Annotated in this window: 20 protein-coding genes and 1 tRNA gene; 17 read left to right on the top strand and 4 right to left on the bottom strand. The window is 38.7% G+C overall.

The genetic code is table 11. The features are described 5' to 3' along the window. Positions 1–267 precede the first annotated feature (267 nt). From ACE1ET_RS01705 to ACE1ET_RS01655, 11 genes are all read left to right on the top strand, one after another. Positions 268–338, top strand: a tRNA-Cys gene (locus ACE1ET_RS01705). Between the two features lie 217 nt (positions 339–555). Next, on the top strand, positions 556–870 hold the full coding sequence (locus ACE1ET_RS01700) for a YbjQ family protein (protein WP_375726626.1): 315 nt from the start codon (positions 556–558) through the stop codon (positions 868–870). A 243-nt stretch (positions 871–1,113) separates the two neighbouring features. Further along, positions 1,114–1,770 carry a 30S ribosomal protein S16 gene (locus ACE1ET_RS01695; protein WP_375726625.1) on the top strand — a complete coding sequence of 219 codons (657 nt, stop codon included), beginning with the start codon at positions 1,114–1,116 and terminating at the stop codon, positions 1,768–1,770. A gap of 68 nt (positions 1,771–1,838) precedes the next feature. Next, the gene (amrS, locus tag ACE1ET_RS01690; protein WP_375726624.1) at positions 1,839–2,846 is read left to right on the top strand and encodes an AmmeMemoRadiSam system radical SAM enzyme; all 1,008 of its coding nucleotides are present in this window, start codon (positions 1,839–1,841) and stop codon (positions 2,844–2,846) included. 39 nt (positions 2,847–2,885) lie between these two features. Further along, a complete protein-coding gene (gene yihA / locus ACE1ET_RS01685; RefSeq protein WP_375726623.1) occupies positions 2,886–3,488 on the top strand; it encodes a ribosome biogenesis GTP-binding protein YihA/YsxC in 603 nt (200 codons plus the stop codon). A 103-nt stretch (positions 3,489–3,591) separates the two neighbouring features. Further along, positions 3,592–4,527 carry a ribose-phosphate pyrophosphokinase gene (locus ACE1ET_RS01680; RefSeq protein WP_375726622.1) on the top strand — a complete coding sequence of 312 codons (936 nt, stop codon included), beginning with the start codon at positions 3,592–3,594 and terminating at the stop codon, positions 4,525–4,527. A 168-nt stretch (positions 4,528–4,695) separates the two neighbouring features. Continuing rightward, positions 4,696–5,274 carry a 50S ribosomal protein L25/general stress protein Ctc gene (locus tag ACE1ET_RS01675; RefSeq protein ID WP_375726621.1) on the top strand — a complete coding sequence of 193 codons (579 nt, stop codon included), beginning with the start codon at positions 4,696–4,698 and terminating at the stop codon, positions 5,272–5,274. Positions 5,275–5,294: 20 nt separating this feature from the next. Then, entirely contained in the window at positions 5,295–5,903 is a 609-nt protein-coding gene (gene pth, locus ACE1ET_RS01670) for an aminoacyl-tRNA hydrolase (RefSeq protein ID WP_375726620.1), read from the top strand. Continuing rightward, positions 5,903–6,283, top strand: coding sequence for an RNA-binding S4 domain-containing protein (locus ACE1ET_RS01665; RefSeq protein ID WP_375726619.1), 381 nt, complete (start codon positions 5,903–5,905; stop codon positions 6,281–6,283). The genes pth and ACE1ET_RS01665 overlap by 1 nt, the downstream gene beginning before the upstream one ends. 20 nt (positions 6,284–6,303) lie before the next feature. Beyond that, on the top strand, positions 6,304–6,846 hold the full coding sequence (locus ACE1ET_RS01660; RefSeq protein WP_375726618.1) for a DUF4924 family protein: 543 nt from the start codon (positions 6,304–6,306) through the stop codon (positions 6,844–6,846). A 69-nt stretch (positions 6,847–6,915) separates the two neighbouring features. After that, positions 6,916–7,377: a magnesium-dependent phosphatase-1 gene (locus tag ACE1ET_RS01655; protein WP_375726617.1), complete on the top strand. Its 462-nt coding sequence runs from the start codon at positions 6,916–6,918 to the stop codon at positions 7,375–7,377. On the opposite strand, the gene ACE1ET_RS01650 is transcribed toward ACE1ET_RS01655, so the two are convergent. Next, positions 7,374–8,687, bottom strand: a complete 1,314-nt coding sequence (locus ACE1ET_RS01650; protein WP_375726616.1) for a cysteate synthase — start codon at positions 8,685–8,687, stop codon at positions 7,374–7,376. The two genes, ACE1ET_RS01655 and ACE1ET_RS01650, sit on opposite strands and share 4 nt — an antisense overlap. Positions 8,688–8,852: 165 nt before the next feature. Here ACE1ET_RS01650 and ACE1ET_RS01645 point away from each other — a divergent pair, with 165 nt between their 5' ends. From ACE1ET_RS01645 to cydB, 3 genes are read left to right on the top strand one after another with little or no spacing between them, the layout of a single operon-like run. After that, positions 8,853–9,065, top strand: a complete 213-nt coding sequence (locus ACE1ET_RS01645; protein ID WP_375726615.1) for a DUF4492 domain-containing protein — start codon at positions 8,853–8,855, stop codon at positions 9,063–9,065. 6 nt (positions 9,066–9,071) lie between these two features. Continuing rightward, positions 9,072–10,658: a cytochrome ubiquinol oxidase subunit I gene (locus ACE1ET_RS01640; RefSeq protein WP_375726614.1), complete on the top strand. Its 1,587-nt coding sequence runs from the start codon at positions 9,072–9,074 to the stop codon at positions 10,656–10,658. Positions 10,659–10,669: 11 nt separating this feature from the next. After that, positions 10,670–11,806 (top strand): cytochrome d ubiquinol oxidase subunit II, encoded by a 1,137-nt coding sequence (cydB, locus tag ACE1ET_RS01635; RefSeq protein WP_375726613.1) that lies wholly within the window; start codon positions 10,670–10,672, stop codon positions 11,804–11,806. A gap of 177 nt (positions 11,807–11,983) precedes the next feature. Here cydB and ACE1ET_RS01630 read toward each other — a convergent pair whose 3' ends face one another. Genes ACE1ET_RS01630 through ACE1ET_RS01620 form a run of 3 tightly spaced genes read right to left on the bottom strand, consistent with a single transcriptional unit; the run spans position 11,984 to position 15,143 of the window. After that, complete coding sequence (locus tag ACE1ET_RS01630; RefSeq protein WP_375726612.1) at positions 11,984–14,197, bottom strand: tetratricopeptide repeat protein; 2,214 nt, start codon at positions 14,195–14,197, stop codon at positions 11,984–11,986. Between the two features lie 2 nt (positions 14,198–14,199). After that, positions 14,200–14,616: a hypothetical protein gene (locus tag ACE1ET_RS01625; protein ID WP_375726611.1), complete on the bottom strand. Its 417-nt coding sequence runs from the start codon at positions 14,614–14,616 to the stop codon at positions 14,200–14,202. A gap of 29 nt (positions 14,617–14,645) precedes the next feature. Beyond that, positions 14,646–15,143: a metallophosphoesterase family protein gene (locus ACE1ET_RS01620; RefSeq protein WP_375726610.1), complete on the bottom strand. Its 498-nt coding sequence runs from the start codon at positions 15,141–15,143 to the stop codon at positions 14,646–14,648. A gap of 181 nt (positions 15,144–15,324) precedes the next feature. Between ACE1ET_RS01620 and ACE1ET_RS01615 the strand changes: the two genes are divergently transcribed. The 3 genes from ACE1ET_RS01615 to ACE1ET_RS01605 all read left to right on the top strand — a co-directional run bounded on the left by ACE1ET_RS01615 (position 15,325) and on the right by ACE1ET_RS01605 (position 17,864). Further along, positions 15,325–15,822, top strand: coding sequence for a SixA phosphatase family protein (locus ACE1ET_RS01615; RefSeq protein WP_375726609.1), 498 nt, complete (start codon positions 15,325–15,327; stop codon positions 15,820–15,822). Between the two features lie 76 nt (positions 15,823–15,898). Next, a complete protein-coding gene (gene efp, locus ACE1ET_RS01610) occupies positions 15,899–16,462 on the top strand; it encodes an elongation factor P (RefSeq protein ID WP_375726608.1) in 564 nt (187 codons plus the stop codon). A 193-nt stretch (positions 16,463–16,655) separates the two neighbouring features. Beyond that, positions 16,656–17,864 (top strand): hypothetical protein, encoded by a 1,209-nt coding sequence (locus ACE1ET_RS01605; protein WP_375726607.1) that lies wholly within the window; start codon positions 16,656–16,658, stop codon positions 17,862–17,864. Positions 17,865–17,939: the final 75 nt, after the last annotated feature.

The following is a 17,939-nucleotide window of genomic DNA, read 5'->3' as shown; positions in this document are numbered from 1 at the left end:
ACGATTTACACGTAACATTTTTTAACAAAAAAGTCATATAACACTCTTCATGTCATTGTGTTGCTCTCTTCATAAATTAGAACCCTGTTCTTTTTATTTAGTTTAAATATTTAATTCAATTTATCTTAAACTTTTTAAAAAAACCGGAATATTTACATTTTTTTAAAGAGCTTCCTTTATTGAATGCTTATTTCACTTGCTAAATGTATGCATTACAAAAAAACATTTTTTATATTTGCACCCGCAAATGCAAAAAACAAGCCACAGGGTACCGTGGCCGAGTGGCTAGGCAGCGGTCTGCAAAACCGTCTACGGCGGTTCGAATCCGCCCGGTACCTCAACTTAAGCTCCTCTTTATGAGGGGCTTTTATTTTTTATCACCTATCTTCGCACACAAAAATACTTACAGCTGCCTTCGGGTAATATCAAAAATCTAATATCACCTTTCAAGCTTCCGTCTGAGAAAGATATTTTATTCAGCTTTTACGATTTTTTCATATTTAAAATTCACATGCTTTTACTAACTTCGTACTACAAAACATAAACTAAAAAACCATGTTATACGTATCAACAGAAACAATTCCCGGAAAAGAGATTACAGAAGCTATAGGCATTGTAAGAGGCAGCACGGTTCGTGCCCGTAACATAGGCCGTGACATTTTTGCCGGATTAAAAAACATTGTAGGTGGTGAAGTATCGGAATACACACAACTTATGGCCGATTCACGCGAACAGGCAATTGCCCGCATGCTGAAAGACGCTGAACGGGTTGGCGCTGATGCTGTGGTAAATGTACGCTTTATGACATCGATGATCATGCAGGGAATGGCAGAGATACTGGCGTATGGCACAGCAGTAAAACTAAAATGATATGATCATCTTATGGATTTATGGTGCGTTGGCACTGGCTGCAATAGTTATTATCATCTATCTAATATTCAAACGAATAGAAGACAAGAAAAAAGAGGATTTCGAAAAACGAAGCAATTGAGTTTGTCTTTTTAGGATCATTGCCGGATAAAAAACTAAGTTCAAGGTCTTTAATACAAAAAAAGTTTCTATATTTGCAGCCCGTAAAAAGTAGGTTGTTAATTATTAAATTTTTAAACACACATGCCAACAAAAATTCGTTTAGCAAGACACGGACGTAAAGGTTATGCTTTCTATCACATTGTGATAGCAGATAGCAGGGCGCCACGCGATGGTAAATTTATCGAAAGGATTGGTTCTTACAATCCAAATACAAATCCTGCTACGATAGATTTAAATTTTGACAGAGCTCTTGATTGGGTTCTCAAAGGCGCTCAACCTACTGACACAGCAAGATCTATTTTGTCCAAGGAAGGTGTTATGTACATGAAACACCTGTTAGGCGGCGTTAGAAAAGGTGCATTTGACGAAGCAGAAGCTCAGAAACGTTTTGAAAGCTGGAAAGCAGACAAAACCAAACAACTGGCCAATCAGGCCGATGATCTTTCTGCCAAAGAAAAAGCAGCTGAAAACGCTCGTCTGGAACAAGAAAAGAAAATCAACGAAGAGCGTGCTGCTGCCATTGCTGCTCAACAGTCTGAATTAGCTGCTGAAGAAGCCGCAGAAGAGACTACAGAGGAAGCTGCAGAAGCAGAAGAAGTTGAAACCGCTGAAGCACCGGCTGAAGAGCCTGTAGCAGAAGAGGCCGCAACGGAAGAAGCTCCGGTTGAAGAACCTAAAGCATCAGAAGAAGCTGAAAAGCCTGAAGCATCTGATGAAGAAGAAAAGAAAGAAGCGTAATAACATATTACCTCTTTACACAAGCCATCCGTCGTTTGACAGATGGCTTTTTTTTTGTAAATTTAAATATGAATTTACAAGATGCTTTGTTCTGGACTACTGTAAATGATCATGTCAACTGCCACCTTTGCCCCAACAACTGCAAACTGAAAGACGGTCAGACCGGACCGTGTAATACCCGGATCAACAAAGGGAACAAACTCTATACGCTGGCTTATAATAATCCGTCAGCCATACAGGTTGATCCGATTGAAAAAAAGCCGCTGTACCATTTTATGCCCGGCCATTCCACTTTTTCGCTGGCCACAAACGGATGCGTGTTACACTGTGTGCAGTGCCAGAATAGCTCTATTTCGCAGTGTGAGCCCACACAGAAAAGCAGCGACGCATACAGTCCGGCAAAGATTGTAGAACTGGCAAAAAAGCACAAATGCGAATCCATATCCTTAACTTATACCGATCCGATTGCATACTTTGAGTACAGCTATGATATTTGTCGTGAAGCGCGCTTCAGTGATATTCCGGTCACTCTTATTTCATCGGGTTATATCAATGCTGAACCACTGGCCATGATCAGCCCTTATATTACCGCGGCAAACATCGATATCAAGTCGTTCAATGATAAAACATACAAACTCTTTTTTAAAGGGAAACTCCAACCCGTTCTGGATTCAGTACTTCATTTATACAGCAAACAAATCTGGTTAGAAATAACGATTTTACTAATTCCGGGAGTCAATGACAGTAGAGAAGAAATAAAGGCATTGTGTACCTGGATGGTTCAAAACAATCTGAATAACGTTCCGCTACACTTTTCCAGGTTTCATCCATCGCATAAATTACTTTCCAAATCACCTACACCACTTACGTCTCTTGAAACTGCGAAAAAAATAGCGCAAAAATCAGGTATTATCTACTGTTACATTGGAAATGCAGAGCATAAAGATTATCATACCACATTTTGTCCGAATTGCGGAAAAGCATTAATTGAAAGACACCGCTTAAGTCTTTCCTACATTTTTATGCAGGATGGCAAATGCCCGGAATGCCAGACCCGTATTGCAGGCATTTGGTAAGCAGGTTTCAATTTCTTTTATTTGTACAAAATTGATAAGATGGTCATCAGGGAAGCAAAATTTCTTGTAAGTAACAGCAATGTCAGCAAATGTCCCGAATCGGACATACCGGAATATGCCTTTATAGGCCGTTCAAATGTGGGGAAGTCGAGCCTGATCAATATGCTGACGAATAACAAAAAACTGGCCATGACCTCATCGAAACCGGGAAAAACAAGATTGATCAATCATTTCATCATCAATAAAGAGTGGCACCTGGTAGACCTTCCGGGCTATGGATATACCAGAACAGGAAAAGCCAGCAGGTTGCAATTTTCAAAGCTTATACAGGATTATGTTTTGAAACGTCTGCAGCTCACGTGTATGTTTGTACTGATTGACAGTCGGTTAGACCCCCAAAAAATAGATATAGATTTCATTAACTGGCTGGGAGAAAATGAAATTCCCTTTTCTGTAATTTTCACAAAAGCAGATAAAGTTTCAGGATTAAAAGTGAACAACAATATAGACATGTTCAATGACGAATTGATGAAAAACTGGGAAGAAATACCGCCATATTTTATCTCTTCATCAGTTGAAGGAACAGGCCGCGAAGAAATTTTAAACTATATCGACCAAATAAACAATGAATTAAAAAACTGAGTTACATAATTTTTTCATTTTTGTTTCGTGCGGCTGTGCCTTAACAATAATTGTATTAAATTTGCACACCAAATAAGTTTACTAAAATTCAAAAATCATCCCAATGAGGAAAGCCCCTATTAAGATTTTTTCAGGGACATCAACTGAATATTTAGGCGAGAGAATCTGCAATAGTTTAGGCGTGGAGATGGGAAAAATGAAAATTCAGCATTTTGCTGATGGTGAATTTTCTGTTTCTTACGAAGAATCCATCCGTGGTTCCCATGTTTTTCTGATCCAGTCCACTTTTCCAAATGCTGACAATTTAATGGAGTTATTATTAATGATTGATGCAGCGAAACGTGCATCAGCTAAAATGATTAACGCTATTATACCGTATTTCGGATGGGCACGTCAGGACCGCAAAGACAAACCAAGAGTATCGATCGGAGCCAAACTGGTTGCTGACCTGTTAGGCGTAGCCGGAATTAACAGAGTGGTAACGATGGACCTGCATGCAGATCAGATCCAGGGATTTTTCGATGTGCCGGTAGATCACCTTTATGCCTCCACTATTTTTATTCCGTATATTGAGCAATTAGCTTTAGAAGATCTTGTGATCGCATCGCCGGATGTAGGTGGATCCAAAAGGGCCAACTCGTACGCAAAATTCCTCGGTGTTCCAATGGTTATTTGTCACAAGTCAAGGGTTAAAGCTAACGAAATTCATGAAATGCGCGTTATTGGTGATGTAAAGGATAAAAATGTTATCATCATTGATGACCTTGTGGATACAGCGGGCTCCATTACCAGGGCTGCGGACCTGATGATGGAAGACGGAGCTAAAACAGTCAGAGCCTGTGCCTCACATGGTGTGCTTTCAAATCCGGCCATTCAAAGAATTGAAGATTCGTCGCTTACAGAGATCATCTTCTCTGATTCTATTCCTTTTACAGGCAGTTCGCCTAAAATAAAGGTGTTATCTGTAGCAGATATGTTTGCCGACACCATTCAGAGGGTTTATAATTATCAATCCATAAGCTCTCAGTTTTTACTCTGAAAATAAAGCATTTAAATAATTCTCACCCTGAAAAAATTTAATTTTTCAGGGTGTTTTTTTTCAATCAATAATTATTATCTTTGCAGCCGCATTACAGCATTGGTGTGATGGGGAATTAAGCCCAATACCATTGACTTAATTTTGAGTAGCACATTTAAAAAATTAAAAATGAAAACTTTTGAAATCAACGGTTCTTTAAGAACTGATTTAGGTAAAAAGGCAACTAAAGCCTTAAGAAAAGAAGGTTTAGTACCTTGTGTTCTTTACAATGGAGAAGAAAATGTTCATTTTACGCTTCTAGCGCAGGATTTACATCACTTAATTTATACCGATCAGGTATACATCGTTTCATTAACAATTGGTGACAAAAAATACGAAGCTGTTGTTAAAGAATTGCAGTTCCACCCGGTATCTGACGAAATTTTACACATTGACTTTCTTCCTGTTACTGATGATAAACCAATCAGCATTAACATTCCTGTTAAAGTTGCAGGTTCATCAGAAGGTGTTAAAGCCGGTGGTAAACTACAGTTGCAAATGAGATATCTTAAAGTAAGAGGTGTTAAAGCTAACTTACCTGAATTCCTGAAAGTGGATGTTACCACGCTTGGACTCGGTAAAAGTATTCAGGTTAGTGATCTTTCATTCGAAAACCTGGAATTACTGAATGCCAAAAACGCTGTAGTTGTAACAGTTAAACTGACAAGGGCCGCAAGAGGTGCAGCCGCTGCTACTGCAGAAAAATAAAAATGCTAATAGTTATGCTGATGAATTTTTTTAAAAGATTCAAACGCCATAACGAAATTGACCCTATGAAGTATTTAATTGTTGGCCTTGGAAACATTGGCCCGAAATACGAAAATACAAGACACAACATAGGTTTTGACATATTGGACGCCCTTGCAAAGGCGTCCAATGTTGTTTTTGAGAATAAGCGTTATGGCGATGTTGCCACCCTTAAATTTAAGGGTCGTACGCTTATTTTATTAAAACCTTCCACATACGTGAACCTGAGCGGAAAGGCTGTTAGGTACTGGATGCAGCAGGAAAATATTGACATAAAAAATGTATTAATTGCACTGGACGATATTGCCCTGCCTTTCGGAACCCTTAGAATAAGGTCAAAGGGAGGTGATGCAGGCCATAACGGACTAAAAAACATCCAGGAAATATTAGGGCACACCAATTATGCCCGGCTTAGGTTTGGCATCGGCGACGATTATTCAAAGGGCCAACAGATTGATTTTGTACTCGGAAAGTGGTCAGATGAAGAGCTTAAAACGGTTGAAGAAAAGAAAGAAGTGGCTGCTGAGGCCATTAAGTCCTTTGCTACCATTGGTGTTGAGCGAACCATGAACCTGTTCAATAAGAAATAATGGGTGACGATATCCGCATCGATAAATGGCTATGGGCAGTCCGGTTATTTAAAACCCGGTCAATGGCTTCTGAAGCCTGCAAAAAAGGCCGGATATTAATTAACGGACAGGAATGCAAAGCCTCGAGAACGGTAAATATTGGCGATCAGATAGAGGTAAAAGAACCACCGGTTACCTACCGTTACAAGGTGCTTGATCTGGCAGAAAAACGCATGGGAGCCAAACTGGTTCAGGGATATCTGGAAGATATTACCCCTGAAGATCAAAAGGAAATTCTTGAGATGCAAATTCTTGACCGCAAATACAACCGGAGAAAAGGCTTAGGACGCCCAACCAAAAAAGAACGCCGGGATATTGAAAAATTCAGGGACGAAAATTAAATCCTTTAATTTCATTTATCATGTTAATTGCGCAACAAAAACGCAAAGAAAATATCGCTGAATACCTGATTTACATGTGGCAGATTGAAGATCAGATCAGAGCATTCAATTTTAATATTGAAGCCATACAGCAGCATATTATCAGTAAATATGATCAGCCGGATGAGGTAAAAGCACAAATCAGGGAATGGTACGAAAACCTGATTCTGTTAATGCGGAATGAAGGCATTACAGCTTCTGGCCATTTACAGGTCACAAAAAACCTGATAACGGATTTGTATAACACACACCTTTACTTGCTGAAAACTCCGAATGAAGTCAGATATCAAACCACATTTGCAACAGCAAAACCGGATATTGAACTTCTGAAAGTAAAAACAAAGGAAGAAAATGACATTACGGCTGCTTTCCAGTTTTTATACGGCTCACTGCTTCTCCGCCTACAGGGCAAAGTATTGACCAAAGACACACAGTCCGGTCTGAAGCGGATATCTGCACTTATAAGCCTTCTGGCTTCCAGACATCATAAGTTTGAACGGGGCGACGAGGAGATAGTTCTTTAGTTTGGAGTGACTTGAGTTACAAGTGACTAGAGTTACAAGTGACTAAAATTGTGTTACTTATAAATAGATATGACGAAATCAGTTTTTGTATTTGATCTGGATTTTACGCTTTGGGATGCGGGTGGAACCTGGTGTGACTGCACTACACCACCGTACAAAAATGTAAATAATCATATCGTGGATTATTATGGTTCTGAAATTCATTTATACAAAGACGTACGAATAATACTGGAACAACTCAAAAACGACAACAAAATTATAGCTGCTGCATCGCGTACCTGTGCTCCTGAAATAGCAAGAGAATTACTCGAACGCTTTAATATCAGGCATTTTTTCGATATTGAGGAAATTTATCCCACGTCAAAAACACAACACCTGTCAGAAATTCTGGATCAAACCCAAAAGACTACCGATGACCTTGTATTTTTTGATGATGAGATAAGGAATATTTACGATGTGGGCAATATGGGCATTAAAAGCGTTCACATACAGAACGGTATTACCATGCAGCATATTAAGAAATATATTTAACCCACCAATGTTTCATCCGGCTTAAATAATCCCAATACCTTTTTGATAACCAGATCAGGATCAGGATCAATAGGGAAAATAATTTCCGGTTTCAGATTATATATTTTATGCTCTTTTCTGAAACGCACACCGCCGCCGCCGGTAATATTAAGCATGATAATTTTATCCTTCTCAATCTTACCGCTTTTAACTTCATTTATAAGGGTTGCCAAAGCAATAGCTGCTGCAGGTTCAATATCAGCACCTTCAAACTTTTTAAACAATTGAACAGCTGCTTCTGCTTCCTCATTATCAGCTACAAGAACCTCACCGTCCGTAGCTTTTAATGCATCGTACAAACCTCCGGTAAGACTGTAAGGTGGTTTTCTGTTGGATAAAACCTTGGCATTGATAATCTCAACCTGACGACGGGCTTCATCATCATCGAAAGGAAACAGATCACGGGAATCTGCCACATAGGCATCGGCTATCGGAACAAATGGGTGATTCTGCGAAACCATAAGCTTCATCAAACGATTGCCGTAATTACCGTCTTCAAGAAAACGCAGATTTGCTTCCCATGCCGCAATAGCACCAGTTCCACTTCCAACAGCCTGGAAATAATAATGCGGAATCTCTCCAATAGTGGTCACAGCGGATAAAACTGTTGTTCCCATTCCATCGCGACGTGCAATATTCTTAGCACCGCCCTCTGGCAAAAAATGTGAATGTTTACAAACTATATTAGACAAATGAATGGCATCGAAATAATCGGCACCTTTTTGTGATGCAACCAGTTTTACACACGGATCAATAGGATGATCGAACCACAGCGCATCCAGGTTATCTTCAGGAACACAAAGTAAAAGAGGAATCTTATTCCGGCTGCACACACTGGCAAAAGCCCTTGCAGTATTCCCTGCGGAAGCCACAACCAGAACTTTGTCTCTTATACCATGTAAACGCGCACATACCGAATATGCTTCACATTCCTTAAAAGAGCCGGTTCTCATTTCTGCCCCTTTTTCCGGCCAGTAACCGTTAAACGTAATGTATAAATTTTCGAGTCCCAGTTCTTTGGCTAATCCTGTACTTTTGTATGTAACAGGTGATCCGGAACCTTCAAGAACAGTTTTAATTGGAAGCCAGTCCGCAAACCTGTATAATCCGGGAAGGTCTTCTCTTACGGTTAATTGTTTATTTTCATAATCGGCCCGGATCAACGACGGTGTTTCATCATTAGAATAATCCAGTGTCCACCCTTCATCTTCAAACTCAACAGCACTGCTAACAGATACTAAACTATATTTTGTAGGGGCAAAATTCATCATCCTCCGTTTAATTTCGCGTAAAAATAGCAATATTTATTAGAGAATTCCTAATATGCTACATGGTGGTATTATTTTATTTTATAATTTAGTGCGAAAATTTTATATCTGATAAAATATTGATAATTTTATAATTCTTTAAAATTGATGCTTAACTGAGAACTGTGTATGAATCTACTAAAAAAAGTATTCAGGTTTTATTATGAGGGATTCAATGGCATGACAGTTGGAAAAACCTTGTGGGCACTTATTCTTATTAAATTATTCATCATGTTTGTAATTCTCAGGCTGTTTTTCTTTCCTGATTTTTTAAATACAAATTATAACACCGATAAAGAGCGTGCAGAGCACGTTAGAAATGAACTTATTAATTTAAATTAAACCACTATGCTAGAGAACTTTGACTTGAGCCTTGTTAATTGGTCCAGGGCACAATTTGCACTCACTGCTATCTACCATTGGCTATTTGTCCCGCTTACATTGGGGATTACCTTTATAATAGCCATCATGGAATCAATTTACGTTAAAACGGGGAATGAGCAGTGGAAAAAAATCACAAAATTCTGGATGACACTTTTCGGGATTAACTTTGCTATTGGTGTAGCAACCGGACTTATTATGGAATTCCAGTTTGGAACAAACTGGTCCAACTACTCATGGTTTGTAGGTGACATTTTTGGTGCACCGCTGGCAATTGAAGGTATCATGGCGTTTTTTATGGAGTCAACCTTTATTGCTGTAATGTTTTTCGGATGGAACAAGGTGAGCAAACGTTTTCACTTGTTATCAACATGGCTGACAGCCATCGGGGCCAACCTCTCCGCCTTGTGGATACTTGTAGCCAATGGCTGGATGCAAAATCCCACAGGAATGTGGTTTAATCCGGAAACGGTAAGGAATGAAATGGTCAATTTCTGGGAGGTCCTCTTCTCTCCCATGGCTATCAGTAAGTTTATACATACAACCTCATCAGGCTTTGTGCTTGCCAGCTTTTTTGTTATTGGAATCAGCTCATGGTTTCTCCTGAAGAAAAGACATATTGAAATGGCGAAAAAGAGTATATTGGTAGCCACTGTATTCGGATTATTATCGTCCATTTATCTTGCAAGCACCGGAGATTACAGCGCCAAATCGGTAAGTGAAAATCAACCGATGAAACTGGCTGCTGCCGAAGGACTTTACGAAGGTTCTGAAGAAGCACCACTTGTAGCTTTCGGGATACTGACAAATACGGGAACAGAGAATTTAGATGCTGAAGGAAAATTTCTGGTAAAAATGGATGTTCCTATTCCCGGCTTCCTTTCATTACTGGCATTTGGAGATTTTCAATCATTTGTACCGGGAATTAAAGACCTCGTTAAAGGAAATCCGGAACAGGGGATTTTATCATTCGAAGAAAAAATATCACGCGGTCATGTTGCCAAGGAAGCACTAAAGGAATTCAGTTCCATAAAGGATAAAACTGATCCACGATATCAGGAATTATATGCTCAGTTTAAAAATGAACAATGGCTGAACAACTACTTCAAATATTTCGGATATGGTGATTACTATCATCCGGATAAATCGGTTCGTGAGAAAAACGCGTATAAACTGATACCAAATGTGTCATTAACATTCTATTCATTCCATGTTATGGTAATCCTTGGGTTCATGTTTATCATAGTATTAGGAATATTTGGTTATATGTTATACCGAGGAACACTTGAAAAAAACAAGTGGTTATTATGGCTGGGGATAGTATTTGTTCCACTTACCTACTTAGCTTCCATTGCCGGCTGGAATGTCGCTGAAATTGGAAGACAACCCTGGGTAATTCAGGATTTAATGCCTACGTTAACTGCAGTAACTAAAATAGATAGCGCTTCGGTAATTACAACTTTCTGGATGTTTGCTGCTATTTTTACAGCACTTCTGATTGCCGAACTGCGTATCATGTTTACCCAAATTAAAAAAGGTCCTCAGGAACACTAAAAATGAATATCATGGAACAAAGTACATATAATATATTTCAACACTACTGGTTTTTTGTGGATGCCCTTTTAGGTGGATTACTCGTATTTCTGCTTTTCGTTCAGGGTGGCCAGACATTTATTCTGTCACTGGCCAAAAATAACCAGGAAAAAGCATTGATAGCCAATTCGCTTGGCCGTAAGTGGGAATTTACCTTTACCACGCTGGTAACGTTTGGAGGTGCATTTTTTGCCTCTTTCCCACTCTTTTATTCTACCAGCTTCGGTGGCGCATACTGGGTTTGGATTTTGATACTTTTTGCCTTCATTATTCAGGCCATTTCATATGAATTCCGTTCAAAGCCCAATAATTTTCTTGGTCAAAAGACTTTTGACGTATTCTTATTCCTGAATGGCGCTTTGGGAACCATATTACTGGGAACTGCTGTAGCTACCTTATTCACAGGTTCTGCATTCAGCATCACAGAAACCAAATCTGTGATATGGGAAGGTCCGCTAAGAGGCGTGGAAGCAGCATTTAACATTCATAATCTCTCGCTTGGCTTAGCTGTATTTTTTCTGGCCCGCGTGAATGGGTTACTGTATTTCATTAATTCCATCAGCGATGAAACTTTTATCGCAAGAGCACAAAAACGGATATTGCCTAATACAATTGGCTTTCTTGTAACCTTTCTCACGTTTGTAATCTGGTTATTCCTCAGAGATGGTTATGCGGTAAATCCTGACACGGGTGAAGTATTTATGCAGTCGTTCAAATACTTCAATAACATGATCCAGATGCCATTGGTCGGAATTTTCTTCCTGATCGGCGTTGTCCTGGTTCTGTTTGGATTATTCAGGGCATTATTTACAGATAAAAAGAATGGAGCAATCTGGTTCACAGGAATAGGCACGGTACTGGCTGTTGTAACACTTTTGCTTGATGCAGGATTTAACAATACAGCCTTTTATCCGTCTTTCAGTTCTTTACAGAGCTCACTGACCATTCATAATGCCTCTTCAAGTCCGTTTACATTAAAAGCCATGTCAATTGTTTCAATCCTCGTTCCATTTGTACTGGCTTATATCTGGTATGCGTGGAGAGCCATAAACAAAGAAAAAATCACCACCACAGAGCTTGAAAGCCACGATGGAGGTCATGTATATTAATAACCATAAAAATTAAACACTATGTTAACTGAAGTATTTTGGTTTCTGACCTGGCCCGTTCTGATTGTAGTCAGTTATTATCTGACGACATGGCTGGTTAAGAAATATGAAGAAAAAACTGAAAAATAGTCAATTCTTATAGCATACTCTACCCGTTATGCAGGACAGGTGTTCGATCTAAATCTGATCAAGATCGTAACGCAATCGGTCCAGCATAATGGGTATTTCATTTTGATCCACACCTTTCTCCACCAAAAGCGTTTTATCGACGTTAAACACCTTTATAAACTTTTCCATGTCTCCTCTGAACAGATTCACGCTTTGTTTATACATGTTCAAGGCCCCTTGTCTGTCCTTCGCAACCCACTTAACATGCCCAAGGTTCATGTAATCGTGCATATCGGGTTTGTTGTCAATAATTTTCTGGTAATATTTTGTAGCCTGATCCAGTTTCCCTGTCACAAAGGAGCACCAGGCAATGGGCTTCCAGACCTTTGTATTTTTTGTATCCAGGTATTCCACCCTGAAGTAGTATTTCAAAGCCTCATCAAATTTCTTCTGATCCAGCAAACAATGTCCTACAGACAGCTGCACGCTGAGGTTCTCATCGTCGATTACCTCTGCCTGACGGTAATATTCAAGCGCTTTATCAGGCATATTTAACTGCCGGTAGCAATATGCAATCTTTTTTATAGTCCACAGTTCCTGAGACCGGATAAGGTCCGCCTTGGTATAAAACTTAAGCGCTCCCTGATAATCGCCTGCCAGTTGCATGGAATAACCTGCTTTTTGCAGAATCTCAACATTTTCAGGATCATCCTCAAGCAAAATTTCAAATACTTCCAGCGCTTCCACAAAATAGTTTTTAGCAAAATAATATTCCCCTATATTGCGCCACCGTTTTTTATCTTCAATAATCTTTTCAAAAAACTTCTTGTTGTGAAAATCCAGACGCCAGTTAAAAAGGTCTCCAAAATCGCGCTTTTGTGGATGAAGTTTGACAAAACGGTACAGATCCTGAATATACTGGTTAGAGACTTTTTCTGCATTCAGATCAGGATTAATCACTGATTCGTCCTTATCATTTTCATCAAACTGTCCCAGTTCCGCATTCAGCGCTTTAGACATCATCTCCTTGTAAGACGATGGTACCTGCTGCACACTGAGCACAAACGAATATTTGTCCGAATTGCATAAAAAGCGCGTATCTTTTAAGGCGATAATAAAATCTGATTTAAGGTCATCACCTGCCGATCTGACCAGATCCGGGTGCTGTACTGAGAATGGAATAAACCAGTTGATCAGGCGTTTAAAAAAAGGAAAACTTTTCAGCATGGCAAATGTACTCATGAACACATCTGCGCCTTCCATCTGTAGTTCTGAAAATTCTTCCAGTTTGTTGGTCAGGCCCGGAACATCGTCGAACATATGTTGCCAATCCGGGTTTTTATCTTCCGTCATATCATCTTTCAGCAGGTTATCCAGATTCAGTTTATCCATGATATACGGATTCATTTTAACCATTTCCGGCAAAATCTCCTCCTGCATTTTCTTTGTCAGTTTTTCTGTTTCCTTACTCCGGATCAATTGAATAACGATTTTCTCCACACTTTTCACAAAGCGTTTATCTTCGCTTAACAGCTCCAGCCGGTGATTAATTTCAGGGAAAAACTGCAGTCTGCCATCGTAAAGATAAAGCACAATCAATGCACCGAAAATGGCCCTCTGTCTGATCTCATCATTCGTATGCACCGAATAATCGAACAGCAGTTTTAATTTTTCCGGATCAAAGCAGCGCATGGAGCTCAGTGTTAATGCAGAAATCATCAACGACTTTGAATAAACCGGTCCGTTACCCATTTCCACAAATTCTTTGAAATGCTGAGTTATGTGCTCGCTGTAAAAATCAGTTGTCCAGAAATAATTAAAAAAGAACTGAAGATCTTCCAGAAACCTGTCGCCTTCAACTGAATCATCAGAGGCAGTTTCAACCAGGGCAGACAGTTCCAGTTTATCACAATAGCGTTGCACGGATTCAATTCGGTCTCGTACCAGTTCTGCCTTTGGAGCTGGGAATGAGCGTTTAATAGTAAAAGGTAGTGCTGTAGAATTTTTGGTAAGCATTTGTTGTGTCACCTCATCCAGCAGATGAAAAGCGGATGTAATAAGATCGTGATAAATGGTGTCCCTTTCCGGATCCTTTACCCCGGCCACGGTATATTTCAACATAAACTTGTAGGTAGTCTGATATTGTTCCAGCCTATCCTTCAAATCCACCGTTTGCAATTCTTCCAGCATCTGACCTATAATATCAAAGGTATCCTTTAGCAGACGTTCTTTGAGAAAAGCTTCTGCCTTTTTATGTAACTCGTATATTTTTTTTTCTTCCATTGCTATTTCCTGATAAAATATGCTGTTGCCGTATAACTGCCATTATCCATGCTGTAACTGTAATCCAGACGAAACTGGTCTTTATCGCTGACAACACCACTACTGTTTTTAACTTCAATTACATCTACCTGTTGCGGATCCACAATAAGCCGGTTACCCTCCACCCGTACCTGAAGCATATAATTCTGAATTGTCGTTTCCGGATCATTTGCCGTATTCAGAAAGTTTGCGATCAGAATCCGGCTGGAATTATTGGGGTCAACCGTAACAGTAACCTCATACGCATAACCATCGTAATTTCCGCCAACCTCATTCACAATCCAGCTACCCTCAAGGTCTGTTATCAGGATCTCAGTGTTGTCACATGCTGTAAAAAGCATTGTTGTAAGCAGTAACAGATATAATGTAATTTTATTCATATTTCTTTTAATGTAAAGATACGATTTAATTATCCTCTTCTACACATTTCAATCACCTCCAGGTCTTTGATGTTTTTACCGTCAATTACAAAGCGAATCAGCGTACGAACCTGATGAAGTCCAACATTCCCGGCAGCACCCGGATTAATGTGCAGTAAGTTGAACTTGTCATCATACATGACTTTAAGTATATGTGAATGACCGCTAATAAAAAGATCTACGGGAGATTCGGCAAACATGGTTTTCATTCCGGAAGCATATCTTCCCGGATATCCACCAATGTGCGTCATTAATACATTGACGTCTTCGCATTTGAACCGAAGAATTTCCGGATATTTCTTCCTGTACTCCCAACCATCAATATTTCCATGAACCGCTTTGACAGGAGCTATTGTTTCAAGGTCGCTTATTACCTGCCATGAACCAATATCGCCTGCATGCCAAATCTCATCACAGCCTTTAAAATTTTCATACACATGATTATCGATTTCCCCATGAGTATCTGAAATTAAACCTATCTTCTTCATCTCTTGTCATTAACGGTTTCAGTTTGACAAATTACATGCCACCAATTTTTTTTGTCTAAAATTGCATATTATTTCAAAAAAAAGTGAATATTTGTCATATGAAAAGATACCACATATCCATTTGCTTCTCATGTATATTCTAATTATGTCTAATTAATAAATTCAAGTATTCTTATTAAAAATGAAACGATTGATTTTTGTGCGTCATGCTAAAGCAGAAACCTTTGATGGCCAAAAAAATGATTTCGAAAGGCAATTAGCCTCCAAAGGACAAAACGATGCAGGTATAATGTCCACAGTTTTATTAAAAGCCTACATACGACCTGATCTGATCTATTCAAGTTCCGCTGACAGAGCCTTTCAGACAGCACAAATCTTTGCTGAAAAGCTCAACATTAATCCGGGTAAGGTTAAAAAGAACGACGATCTGTATGAAGATGTGACAACATCTGATATCCTGGAAATTATTTCTACTACAATGGAATCGGTAAAATCACTGATGATCGTAGGTCACAACCCATGGATTTCGGATGTTACGGGTACCATGTCTGACAGTTATGATGACATTATGCCAACCTGTGGTATGGTAGTTCTTGACTTTAAAGTAGACTACTGGGACGAAGTTCTTCCTGGTAACGGCTCCGTAAAACTGGACGATTTTCCTAAAAATTACAGGTAGTTCAGGTATATAATGCTTTCATTTATAAACAAAATATTTATTTTTGCGGACGAAAAATTAAAAAAGAAAAATTAAAATGGCTACAACATCAGACATACGAAACGGACTTTGTATTGATTTTAAAGGAGGATTATACACGGTAGTCCAGTTTCAGCATGTTAAACCCGGTAAAGGACCGGCTTTTGTAAGAACAAAATTAAAGAATGTAATAACCGGAAAAGTAATTGACAATACGTTTTCTGCCGGTCATAACATCAATGACGTAAGAATTGAAAGACGTTCGTATCAGTATCTTTACAAAGATGATTTGGGATACAACTTTATGAACAACGAAACTTTTGACCAGATCAGCATTAATGAAAACCAGATAGAACATCCGGGCTTTCTGAAAGAAGGTGAAAGTGTGGAAATTGTTTTTCATGCTGAAAATGACACACCACTACTGGTTGACCTGCCTCAGCACATTATCTGTGAGATTACGTATACCGAACCGGGCGTAAAAGGAGATACGGCTACCAATACTCTTAAGCCGGCTACAATTGAAACGGGTGCAGAAGTAATGGTTCCGTTGTTTATTGAAATTGGCGAAAAAATTAAAATTGACACGTCAACCGGAGCTTACGTTGAAAGAGCAAAATAATAAGTTAACATAAACTTTTATATGTATCGAAAGCACGTTTAAAACGTGCTTTTTTTGTATCCTAAAATAACTAACAACTTCCCAAAAGCATCAAAATTTAACAATATATTAATATTTTATTTTAAATATTTGATTATTTTAACTTAATATGTTATATTTGTGTTATATATTAACTCAAAGGACATATTCAAGGATGAAATATTTTATTTTTTTGTTAATAATTTTGACTCACTCCGAGTTTACATCCACTTCAGGACAAAACAATTCGATATTAACATTACCTGACACATCAATCACATATGCCTATGATACGAATGGTGATTCATTGGCCTGGACAAAAACTTTGCGAAAAAAAGATAGTGATACAATCCGGATCATAACACAAAAGTTTGACGGAGAAAGATGGAATAATGAGACTCAGGTAAAATATACATCTGATTTTTTTTCAACAACAGAACTGGCATATACATGGTCCGGCTTAGCCTGGATCCCTGACACACGTACAATAAAAATATTTGAACAGGACTATATTGCAAAGGAAAGTCGAGATTTCTACTCTTCAAAAACCACTGATTGGGTTTGTTCAGAAAAGATTGAATATTTCAGGGATGTATATTTTGGCGTAGATTCAGTTTACACGTATAAAATCAATCCTGATTCTTCTGATCTGGAACTGGTAACAAAAGAATACCGGACTAATTGCTATGACAAACCGGTTCAGGCGTTGTTGTACTGTAAAAGTGAAGGTGCTACCTGGCTACTAACGGGAAAAACAGAATACATGTATAATGAAGAAAATCATGATGTGACGGAAACTTACTACAGCCACACTGATGTTTTTGAACCGGACAGAAAAATTTTCACTGATTATGATGAAAATGGGCGCATTGCATTACAACAGGAATTGAACTGGCAAAAGCATAGAATGGATTGGAGTGGCGTTAAAATGTATGTAAAAAAACAAAACGGCAGCAATTTTACGGAAGAGATCAATTATAGATTTAACGATCAAAACTGGGAAAAAGATTCAAAGACCGTCAGATATCCAGATACCGACCGGATCAGGCTAATTACAGAACAATCAACATGGATTGATTCTCTGAACAGATGGTCTTTACAAACAAAAACTTTCGACAAATCATTAACTACTAACACAATCACTATAAATAATACCACAATGGATGAACAAGTCTATCTAACTGACAGGAGCATTATCATTCAGAATGATAAGTACTCCCGATCCAGTTATTCGTTGTACTCATTGGGTGGTTCCCTTCTTCAAAAAGGAACCATAGCACAAAACCATATCGATATTGACCCAAAAATTCAGGAACAGACACTGGTATTGATCCTGATGAGTCATTCGGCTATTTTTTCAAAAAAACTACACTTCATGCAATAACTCAGAGATTTTAGGAAAAAGAAAGATGCTCCTTAAAACGGAGCATCTTTTTTATTATATTCGCATAACGTTTTA

This window comes from Quyinboa mangrovi (assembly GCF_042219825.1).
Classification (GTDB): domain Bacteria; phylum Bacteroidota; class Bacteroidia; order Bacteroidales; family UBA5342; genus JBHJHP01.
The sequence above is the reverse complement of the archived record's forward strand: the minus strand, read 5'-3'. Positions and strand labels throughout refer to the sequence as shown.